Here is a 9,264-nt window from a genome sequence, read left to right on the forward strand (position 1 = left end):
GGCGCGGATCTTAGCGCGGGCGCTGCACCGTCGTCGCCTCCACGTTCGGTGCATCGGCCACCGACACGCCGGTGGACGTGCTGCGATTGAGCAGGGCGTAGATCAGGATCGCGCCGAAGGTCGCCGTGCCGATGCCGCCCAGCGCGAAGCCGCCGAACTTGAGCGTGAAGTCGCCGGTGCCCAGCACCAGCGTGATGGCGGCGACGATCAGGTTCTTGTTCTGCGAGAAGTCGACGCGGTTGTCGACCCAGATCTTGGCGCCCGCCACCGCGATCAGGCCGAACACGACGATGCTCACGCCGCCCATCACCGGCAGCGGGATGGCCTGGATCACGGCGCCGAACTTGGGCGAGAAGCCGAGGACCACGGCGATCAGCGCCGCGAACAGGAACACCGCCGTCGAATAGATCTTGGTGGCCGCCATCACGCCGATGTTCTCGGCGTAGGTCGTCACGCCGGTGCCGCCGGCAAACCCGCTCACCACCGTGGCGATGCCGTCGCCGAGGAAGGCGCGGCCCATGTACTGGTCGAGGTTGCGGCCGGTCATGGCCGTCACGGCCTTGATGTGGCCCAGGTTCTCCGCCACCAGGATGATCGCCACCGGCGCGATCAGCAGCATCGCCGGGCCGCTGAACACCGGCGCCTGGAACGCCGGCGCGCCGATCCAGGCGGCATTGGCGATGCCGCTGAAATCGATCGGCTTGCCCAGTCCCATCCCGTTCGTGAGCACGCCGTAGATCACGCTGGCGATGACCAGTCCGACCAGGATCAGAAGGCGCTGCACCATGCCTCTGGTGAGCACCGCAACGAGGCCGACGCAGACGAAGGTCACCGCCTGCATCCAGCTTTCGAAATTGTTGGAGGCCATGTTCTTCACCGGGATGCCGGCGAGGTTCAGGCCGATCACGGCGACGACGGCACCCGTCACCACCGGCGGCATGAAGCGCTCCACCCAGCCGGTGCCGATGGCGTGCACCACCGCGCCGATGATGGCGTAGACGATGCCGCAGGCGATGATGCCGCCCAGCGCCACGCCGATGTTGCCGTTGGGGCCCTTGCCGGCGTAGGCGCTGGCGGCGATCACCACGCCGATGAAGGCGAAGCTGGAGCCCAGGTAGCTGGGCACGCGGCCGCCGGTGATCACGAAGAACAGCAGCGTGCCGATGCCGCTCATGAGGATGGCGATGTTCGGATCGAAGCCCATGAGGATGGGCGCCAGCACGGTGGCCCCGAACATCGCGATCACGTGCTGCACGCCCATCACCGCGGTCTGCGGCCAGGGCAGGCGTTCATCCGGCGCGATCACGCCGCCTTGCTGCAGCACCGCCGCAGGCCTCTCCGTCCAGTCGAACAGGGCCATCTCTCGTACTCCTTCCTCAATGGCAAACCGGTCGATGCTAGGAGCAATGCCGTAGCCATGCAAGGAAGGAGGCGTCAGGGCGACGCAAACGCGACGACCTGTGCGATCACGCCGGGGTCCTGCAGCAGCCGGCGGTGCCCGAGGCCCTCGGTGGCCGCCAGCCTTGCGCCGGCGATCGCAGCGGCGAAGGCTTGGCCGTCGGCGAAGCCGTTGATGCGGTCGCCGCGATCGTGCACCACCAGCGTGGGCACGGCGATGCGCGGCCCCACGGCGCGCGGCTCGAACAGGTGCATCAGCACGCCCTCGCGCTGCTCGATGCGCTCCTGCAGGCCGGCCCGCGTCGCCTCGCGCAGGCCGAACACGTGCGCGAAGTAGCGCGTGTAGGCGCGCGGCGACGCCGGCGGCGCGAGCAGCGCCAGGCGCTCCAGCGCCAGCCCGCGGCTGGCGGCGTAGGCGGCGGCATTCGCGCCCAGCGAGTGGCCGGCCAGCAGGCGCACGCTGCGCCCTTGCGCCTGCAGGCGGCCGGCCACGTACTCGATCGCGCGGGCGAACTGCGGCAGGTTGCTGGTGCTGCCGGCGCTGCGGCCGTGCGCCGGCAACTCCAGCACCACCGGTTGCCAGCCATGCTGCGCCAGCGATTCCGCCAGCGGCAGCAACTGGCGCGCCTGCCCGCCCCAGCCGTGCACCAGCAGGGCCACGGGCGCGCCCTCGGCGGCGGCGGAGGCGTACAAGGTCAGGCCGGCGCGCTCGAACGGCCAGCGCTCGATCCGCCAGTCCTGCGGCCAGGCTGCGCGGTGCAGCCACTTGAGCGGCAACGGCGTGGAGAACAGGCGCACCGCCGCCCGCACCGCCAGGGCAGGCCAGACGGCCTGCGAGGCGCGCAGGGCGAGACGGGACACGCGGATGCCCAGGCTTTCGCCATAGAAGCCGGCGGTGAGGTCGACGGCGGTGCTGCGGGATGCCATGGACGTTGCTCCTTCAAGTGTTCGCACGATCGTGCGAAATTAGGACGAAAAAAAAGGCGGACGATGCTTGCTGGCCGTGGCTTCAGCTCAGGTAGGTGTTCAGCAGCCGTGCCCAGGCCAGCTGGGCGCGCTCGGCGGCGCGGCTGTCGCGCAGGAAACGGGTGTCGTGCAGCAGGCCCATGATGAGGCCCGACATCTCGGCGACCAGCTGCTCGGGATCGGTGTCGGGCTTGAGGTGGCCGCACTCCGTGGCCTGCAGCACGGTGCGGCGCAGCGCCGCGCGCCAGCGCGTGACTTCGCCCAGCAGGTGCTCGCGCAAGGGGCCCTCGCGGTCGTCGAGTTCGAAGGCGCCGGCGGTGAAGATGCAGCCGGTCTGCGCCTCGACGTCGCAGGTGCGCCGGATCCAGCGCCGCATGATCTCGTTCAGGCGCGGCAGGCCCTTGGGCTGCTGCATGGCCGGCGCGAACACGTCGGCGATGAAGCGGCGGCCGAACTCCTCCACCACCGCCTTCTGCAGCGCCTCGCGCGAGCCGACGCGCGAGAACACGCCGCTCTTGGACAGCCCGATGCGGTCGGCCACCGCCTGCAGGGTGATCGACTCCAGCCCTTCCTCGGCGGCGAGGTCGAGCGCCGCGCCGACGATGGCGGCGCGGGTCAGCTCGCTCTTGGAGGTCCTGGCGTCCATGGCGCGCAGATTAGCACGCTTGTGCGAAAAGGCAAGCGAACCACTGGCCTCAGCTGCCGGGCTTGCCGTACGCCGCCGTGCGGGTCAAGCCCCGGCATCGAGCAGGCGATCGTCGAAGATCGCCACCGCCCGCGTCCACCCCGCCGACGCGCCGCGGATCTTGTGCGGAAAGCAGCTGATGAAGAAGCCGTCGGCGGGCAGCGCCTCCAGGTTGTGCAGCTTCTCCAGGTGGCAGTAGCCGATGTCGCGGCCGGCCTTGTGGCCCTCCCAGATCAGCGAGGCGTCGTGCGATTCGGCGTACTTCTTCGCCGTGTGGACGAAGGGCGCGTCCCAGCTCCAGGCATCGGTGCCGGTCAGGCGCACGCCGCGCTCCAGCAGGTACATGGTCGCCTCGTAGCCCATGCCGGCGCCGGCGGCAACGTAATCCGGCTGGCCGTAGCGCGATCCGGCGCGGGTGTTCACGACGACGATCTCCAGCGGCTGCAGCGTGTGGCCGATGCGCCGCAGCTCCGCCTCGACGTCCTGCGCCGTGACCACGTAGCCGTCCGGGAAGTGGCGGAAGTCCAGCTTCACCGCCGGCTGGAAGCACCACTCCAGGGGCACCTCGTCGATCGTGGTCGCGCGCTCCTTGCCGCCGGCCTTGCGGTTCATGGTGGAGTGGAAGTGGTAGGGCGCGTCCAGGTGCGTGCCGTTGTGCGTGCTCAGTTGCACGAACTCCACCGCCCAGCCCTCTCCTTCCGGCAGGTCCTCGCGGCGCAGGCCGGGGAAGAAGCTGGCGATCTGTTCGGCCGTGGCGTCGTGGCGCAGGTACTGGATCCTCGGCGCGAAGGCCGGCGGGTCCGACTGCACGTCGTTTTCCAGGTAGATCGACAGGTCGACGAACTTGCGCGGCATCGCGTCCTCCCAAAGCCTGCGCCGGATTGGACCCGCCCCCGCGCCGCGCCGCACGCTCGTGGAAACCCTGAGCGGCCGGCAGCCGGAACCGGGTCGGGCGGCGCTACGCTGCGCGCATGCCTGCTCCCTACGTCCCCCAGATCCGCCGCTACCAGGATTGGCTGCGTGCCCGGCACGGGCTCGCCTTCGACGACTACCAGGCCCTGTGGGAATGGTCGGTGCGCGACCTCGACGCGTTCTGGCAAAGCATCTGGGACTACCTGGACATCGCCTCGCCGACGCCGCACAGCGCCGTGCTGGCCGAGGAGAAGATGCCGGGCGCGCGCTGGTTCGAAGGCGCCCAGGTGAACTACGCGCGCCAGGTGCTGCGCCACGTGGACGCCGCCCATGCCGCCGGCCTGCCGGCCCTGATCGCCCGCAACGAGAAGGGCGTGCAGCGCGAACTGTCCTGGCCCGAGCTGCGCCGGCAGGTCGCGTCGGTCGCGTTGCACCTGAAGGCGCAGGGCCTGCAACCCGGCGACCGGGTGGCGGCCTACCTGCCCAACATCCCCGAGGCGATGATCGCCTTCCTCGCGGTGGCGAGCCTGGGCGGCATCTGGAGCATCTGCGCGCCCGACATGGGCACGAACGCGGTGCTCGATCGCTTCCGGCAGATCGACCCGAAGATGCTGATCGCCTGCGACGGCGTGAGCTACGGCGGCCGCGACTACGACCGCACCGGCATCGTGGCGGAGCTGGCGGCGGCCCTGCCCAGCGTGCAGCACGTGCTGGTGCATCGCAACCTCGGGCTCGACGGCACGCAACTGCCGCCGCACACCGACTTCGCTGCCGTCACCGGCGCGAGCGGCACGGAGGTCGATGCCTTCCAGCCGATGTGGCTGCCCTTCGACCATCCGGTCTGGATCGTCTATTCCAGCGGCACGACAGGCCTGCCCAAGCCGATCGTGCACGGGCACGGCGGCATCCTGCTGGTGATGCTGATGATGTGCGTGCTGCACAACGACATCGGCTGCAGCTACGAGGAGAACAGCCGCGGCGAACGCTACCTCTGGTACAGCTCCACCGGCTGGGTGATGTGGAACGCGCAGATGGCGGGCCTGCTCAATGGCACCACCTGCTGCATCTACGACGGCAATCCGGCCGGCAGCAAGGACCATCCGGACTGGGGCGTGCTGTGGCGCTTCGCGGCCGACCTGGGCGTCACCTTCTTCGGGGCCGGCGCGGCGTTCTTCGCCAACTGCATGAAGGCCGGCATCGACGTGGCGCAGTGGCCCGGCCTGAAGTCGGTGCGGGCCCTGGGCACCACGGGCTCGCCGCTGGCCGAGGACGTGCAGCGCTGGGGCATCGCGCAGTTCCGCCAGCTGGGCGTGCCGGAGATCTGGTGGTGCAACATCTCCGGCGGCACCGACTTCGCCGGTGCCTTCATCGGCGGCAACCGCGAGCTGCCGCAGGTCCCGGGCGAGATGCAGTGCCGCATGCTCGGTTGCGCGGTGGAGGCCTGGAACGAACAGGGCCAGCCGGTGATCGGCGAGGTGGGCGAACTGGTGTGCACGCGGCCGATCCCCTCGATGCCGCTCTACTTCTGGAACGATCCGGGCAACCAGCGCTATCTCTCCAGCTACTTCGACATGTACCCGGGCGTCTGGCGCCACGGTGACTGGCTGAAGATCACGCCGGAGGGCGGCTGCATCATCTACGGCCGCAGCGACGCGACCATCAACCGCCACGGCCTGCGCATGGGCACGGCGGAGATCTACAGCGCCGTCGAGGGCATCCCGGAGGTGCTGGACTCGATGGTGGTGGACCTGGAGTACCTGGGGCGCGCGAGCTACATGCCGCTGTTCGTGGTGCTGCGTCCCGGCGTGGCGCTCGACGACGCGATGAAGGCGAAGATCGCCCATGCGATCCGCACGGCGCTGAGCCCGCGCTTCGTGCCCGACGAGATCGTGCAGGTGGCGGAGATCCCGCGCACGCTCACCGGCAAGAAGCAGGAGCTGCCGGTGAAGAAGCTGATGCTGGGACAGCCGGTCGAGAAGGTGGTGAACCGGGACGCGATGGCGAACCCGGGCTGCCTGGAGGCGTATGTGGCGTTCGCGCGCGCGAAGGCCACTTGACGGCTCCCACGCACGCTCTGTCATTCCCGCGAAGGCGGGAATCCAGGGCTCCCGATGCCACGCGCTGCGCGCGTGCCCTGGGCCCCCGCCTGCGCGGGGGTGACGGTTGCGCGGCGGTGACGGTTGCGCGGGGGTGACGGTTGCCCCCGAAGTGCTGGGGTTCCGGCGCTTCGCGCGTCACCGCCAGCCTACAGGGCCCCGCTTGCCTCCTGCTCCAGCCGATCCAGGAACACCCGCACCTTCGCGGCGACCAGCCGCCGCCCCGGCAGCAGCGCATGGATCTTCAGCGGCTCGCAGTGCCATCCCGCCAGCAGCGGCACCAGCTCCCCCCGCGCGACCGCTTGTGCACAGAACGTCGCCGTGATCCTTGCCACCCCCAGCCCCGAAATCGCCGCCCGCAGCCGCACCTCCGCATTGCCGCTGCGCAGCCGCGGATTGCGCACGTCGACCACGGCGCTCGCCCCTGCCGCATCCGTGAACGACCATTCCTGGTCCTCCGCGCCGGCGAGCAGCGGCAAGGCGCCGAGCTCCTCGGGAAGCGCGGGCGCCGGCCGCTCCTCCAGCAGCGCGGGCGCTGCAAAGACCCCGCGCTCGAGCGAATACATGCGCCGCGTGACCACGGTGGCTGGGGCGAAGCCGTGCTCGATGGCGGAGAACACGATGTCGTAATGGCGCTCGAACAAGGCTACCCGCGCGTGTTCCACGTCGAGGTGGATCTTCAATTGCGGATGCTCCTGCATCACGCGGCATGCCACCGGCGCCAGGTGATGGGCACCGAACTCGTAGGGCGCGGCGATGCGCAAGGTGCCTTGCACCGCCTCGCCCTGCGCCAGCGCATCGAGCGCGCGCTCGCGCAGTTGCGCGAAGGGCCGGGCCATGTCGCGGTAGAGGGACTCGCCCGCTTCGGTCAGCCTCAGCTGGCGCGTGGTGCGCTCCAGCAGGCGCGCATTCAGCGCGGCCTCCAGCCGCGCCACCGAAGCGCTGAGGCTGGACTTGGGCCGCTCCAGGGCGCGCGCCGCGGCGCTGAAGCCGCCATGGTCCACCACTTGGCAGAAGGCGTCGAAGTCGTCCCAGTTCATCGTTCAGGATCCGGAACACAGCGGCCACGCTGGCGGGTTGCCTGGTCGGCCCGGTGTTCCTACGATTCTCGTCTGACCGCGCGACCCCCCGCGCCCCCTGGAGAACCCGATGTTCCTGAAGAATTGCTGGTACGTGGCCGCCTGGGACCACGAACTGATCGACGGCAAGCTGCTCGCCCGCACCCTGCTCGAAGAGGCCGTGCTCCTCTACAAGTCCGAAACGGGCAAGGTCGTCGCGCTGCAGGACCGCTGCTGCCACCGCGGCGTCCCGCTGCACCTGGGCCGGCGCGAAGGCGATTGCGTGCGCTGCATGTACCACGGCCTGAAGTTCGACCCCACGGGCAAGTGCATCCAGATCCCGGGCCAGGACACGGTTCCCGCCAAGCTGGGGGTGAGGAGCTATCCGGTGATCGAGAAGGACCACCTGGTCTGGATCTGGATGGGCGACCCCGCCAAGGCCGACCCGGACCAGATCATCGACTTCCCCTACCTGCGCGATGCGCAGTGGAAGGGCATTCCCGACTACATGCACTACAACGCCAACTGGCTGCTGATCGTCGACAACCTGTCCGACTTCGCCCACCTGGCCTTCGTGCACACGAAGACGCTCGGTGGCTCGGAGGAATACGCGTACAAGACCAAGCCGGTCGCCGTCGAGCGGCTGGAGCGCGGCTTCCGCGTCGAGCGCTGGCACATGAACGCCGCTCCGCCGCCCTTCCACAACAAGGTGCTGCCGACGGCGGAGAAGAACCAGCCGGTGGACCGCCGCAACATCGGCCACATGCACATCCCGGGCATCTTCTTCCTCGAGTCCATGTTCTCGCCGGCCGGCAGCGGCTCGGAGAACGGCAATCGCAAGGGCACCAAGGAATACCGCAACTGCCAGTTCATGACGCCGGAGACGCGGCGCAGCACGCACTTCTTCTGGACCTACCTGAACAACTGGGAGGGCGGGGACCACAACATCTCGCGCTCGCTGCACCAGAGCCTGATCGAGGGTTTCCTGGAAGACAAGCACCTGATCGAGGCGCAGCAGGTCGTGATCGACTCCGACCCGAGCTTCGAGCTGCAGGCCATCGCGTCGGATGCCGCCCTGTCGCACTTCCGCATGACGCTCGCCAGGCTGGTCGCGCAGGAAGAAGCCGCGCGGGCCACGCAGCAGGCCGCGGCGCCCAAGGTGGTGAAGCCGCACGAGATCGGGCTGAAGGCATGAGCGGCGCGCTCGCCGACCGCTTCGTGCAGCGGCGCCCCGCGCCCGTGGCGCAGGAGGAATGGCAGCTGCGGTGCGAACTCGCGGCGGCGTACCGCCTGTTCGCGCACCTGGGCTGGCACGAGCTGATCTACAACCACCTGACGGTGCGCGTGCCCGGCACCGAGCATTTCCTCATCAACCCCTTCGGACTGATGTACCGCGAGGTCAGCGCCAGCAAGCTGGTGAAGATCGACCTCGAAGGCCGCAAGGTGGAGCCCAGTCCCTGGGCGGTGAATCCGGCGGGCTTCATCGTCCACAGTGCGGTGCATGCCGCGCGGCCGGACGTGCAGTGCGTGATGCACTCGCACACCACGGCGGGCCAGGTGGTGGCCTGCCAGCAGGGCGGCCTGCTGCCCCTGAGCTTCAACGCGATGTTCTATGGCGGCCGCATCGCCTACCACGACTTCGAAGGCATCACGCTGGAACGCGAGGAGTGCCAGCGCCTGGCCACCGACCTGGGCGACCGCAACGTGATGATCCTGCGCAACCACGGGCTGCTGGTGTGCGGTGCCACGATCGCCGATGCCTTCGCCGAGCACTACATGCTGCAGCGGGCGTGCGAGGTGCAGGTGGCGGCTCAGGCGACGGGCGCGCCGCTGGTGCAGCCGCGCGACGAGATCGCGCAACGGGCCTCGGCGCAGTACGACCGCACGGCGCGCAAGGGGGACCAGAACACGCTGCTGTGGGATGCGATGCTGCGCTGGGCGTGGGAGATGGATCCGGCGTTTGCGGATTGAGCCCTCCCCCTCCGTCATCCCCGCGGAGGCGGTCATCCCTCCGTCATCCCCGCGGAGGCGGGGGGCGGTCTCAACCGGTCAATGCAACATGATTCATGTTGTGAAAGGCCGGAATGACATCGAGAAAAGATCGAGGGCTGGAGCCCGAGCAGAACGCCGAGATGTGGCGTCGCTGGAA

General features: G+C 69.4%; 8 protein-coding genes. 3 read left to right on the forward strand and 5 right to left on the reverse strand.

What is annotated here, in order from left to right; all coding sequences use genetic code 11:
• Positions 1 to 10 precede the first annotated feature (10 nt).
• From JI746_RS11265 to JI746_RS11280, 4 genes are all read right to left on the reverse strand, one after another.
• Positions 11 to 1,360, reverse strand: coding sequence for a solute carrier family 23 protein (locus JI746_RS11265; protein WP_201689494.1), 1,350 nt, complete (start codon positions 1,358 to 1,360; stop codon positions 11 to 13).
• 74 nt (positions 1,361 to 1,434) lie between these two features.
• Complete coding sequence (locus JI746_RS11270; RefSeq protein WP_201689495.1) at positions 1,435 to 2,325, reverse strand: alpha/beta fold hydrolase; 891 nt, start codon at positions 2,323 to 2,325, stop codon at positions 1,435 to 1,437.
• Positions 2,326 to 2,407: 82 nt separating this feature from the next.
• Positions 2,408 to 3,010, reverse strand: coding sequence for a TetR/AcrR family transcriptional regulator (locus tag JI746_RS11275; protein ID WP_201689497.1), 603 nt, complete (start codon positions 3,008 to 3,010; stop codon positions 2,408 to 2,410).
• A gap of 84 nt (positions 3,011 to 3,094) precedes the next feature.
• On the reverse strand, positions 3,095 to 3,904 hold the full coding sequence (locus tag JI746_RS11280; protein ID WP_201689498.1) for a cyclase family protein: 810 nt from the start codon (positions 3,902 to 3,904) through the stop codon (positions 3,095 to 3,097).
• Positions 3,905 to 4,020: 116 nt separating this feature from the next.
• Between JI746_RS11280 and JI746_RS11285 the strand changes: the two genes are divergently transcribed.
• Positions 4,021 to 6,018, forward strand: coding sequence for an acetoacetate--CoA ligase (locus JI746_RS11285; protein ID WP_201689499.1), 1,998 nt, complete (start codon positions 4,021 to 4,023; stop codon positions 6,016 to 6,018).
• A 188-nt stretch (positions 6,019 to 6,206) separates the two neighbouring features.
• Here JI746_RS11285 and JI746_RS11290 read toward each other — a convergent pair whose 3' ends face one another.
• A complete protein-coding gene (locus JI746_RS11290) occupies positions 6,207 to 7,097 on the reverse strand; it encodes a LysR family transcriptional regulator (RefSeq protein ID WP_201689500.1) in 891 nt (296 codons plus the stop codon).
• A gap of 109 nt (positions 7,098 to 7,206) precedes the next feature.
• Here JI746_RS11290 and JI746_RS11295 point away from each other — a divergent pair, with 109 nt between their 5' ends.
• The gene (locus tag JI746_RS11295; protein ID WP_201689501.1) at positions 7,207 to 8,310 is read left to right on the forward strand and encodes an aromatic ring-hydroxylating dioxygenase subunit alpha; all 1,104 of its coding nucleotides are present in this window, start codon (positions 7,207 to 7,209) and stop codon (positions 8,308 to 8,310) included.
• Positions 8,307 to 9,086, forward strand: a complete 780-nt coding sequence (locus tag JI746_RS11300) for a class II aldolase/adducin family protein (RefSeq protein ID WP_201689502.1) — start codon at positions 8,307 to 8,309, stop codon at positions 9,084 to 9,086. Before JI746_RS11295 ends, JI746_RS11300 begins: the two co-directional genes overlap by 4 nt.
• The last annotated feature ends 178 nt before the right edge of the window (positions 9,087 to 9,264 follow it).

It is taken from the genome of Ramlibacter alkalitolerans, from assembly GCF_016722765.1.
In the GTDB taxonomy this organism is placed as follows: Bacteria; Pseudomonadota; Gammaproteobacteria; order Burkholderiales; family Burkholderiaceae_C; genus Ramlibacter; species Ramlibacter alkalitolerans.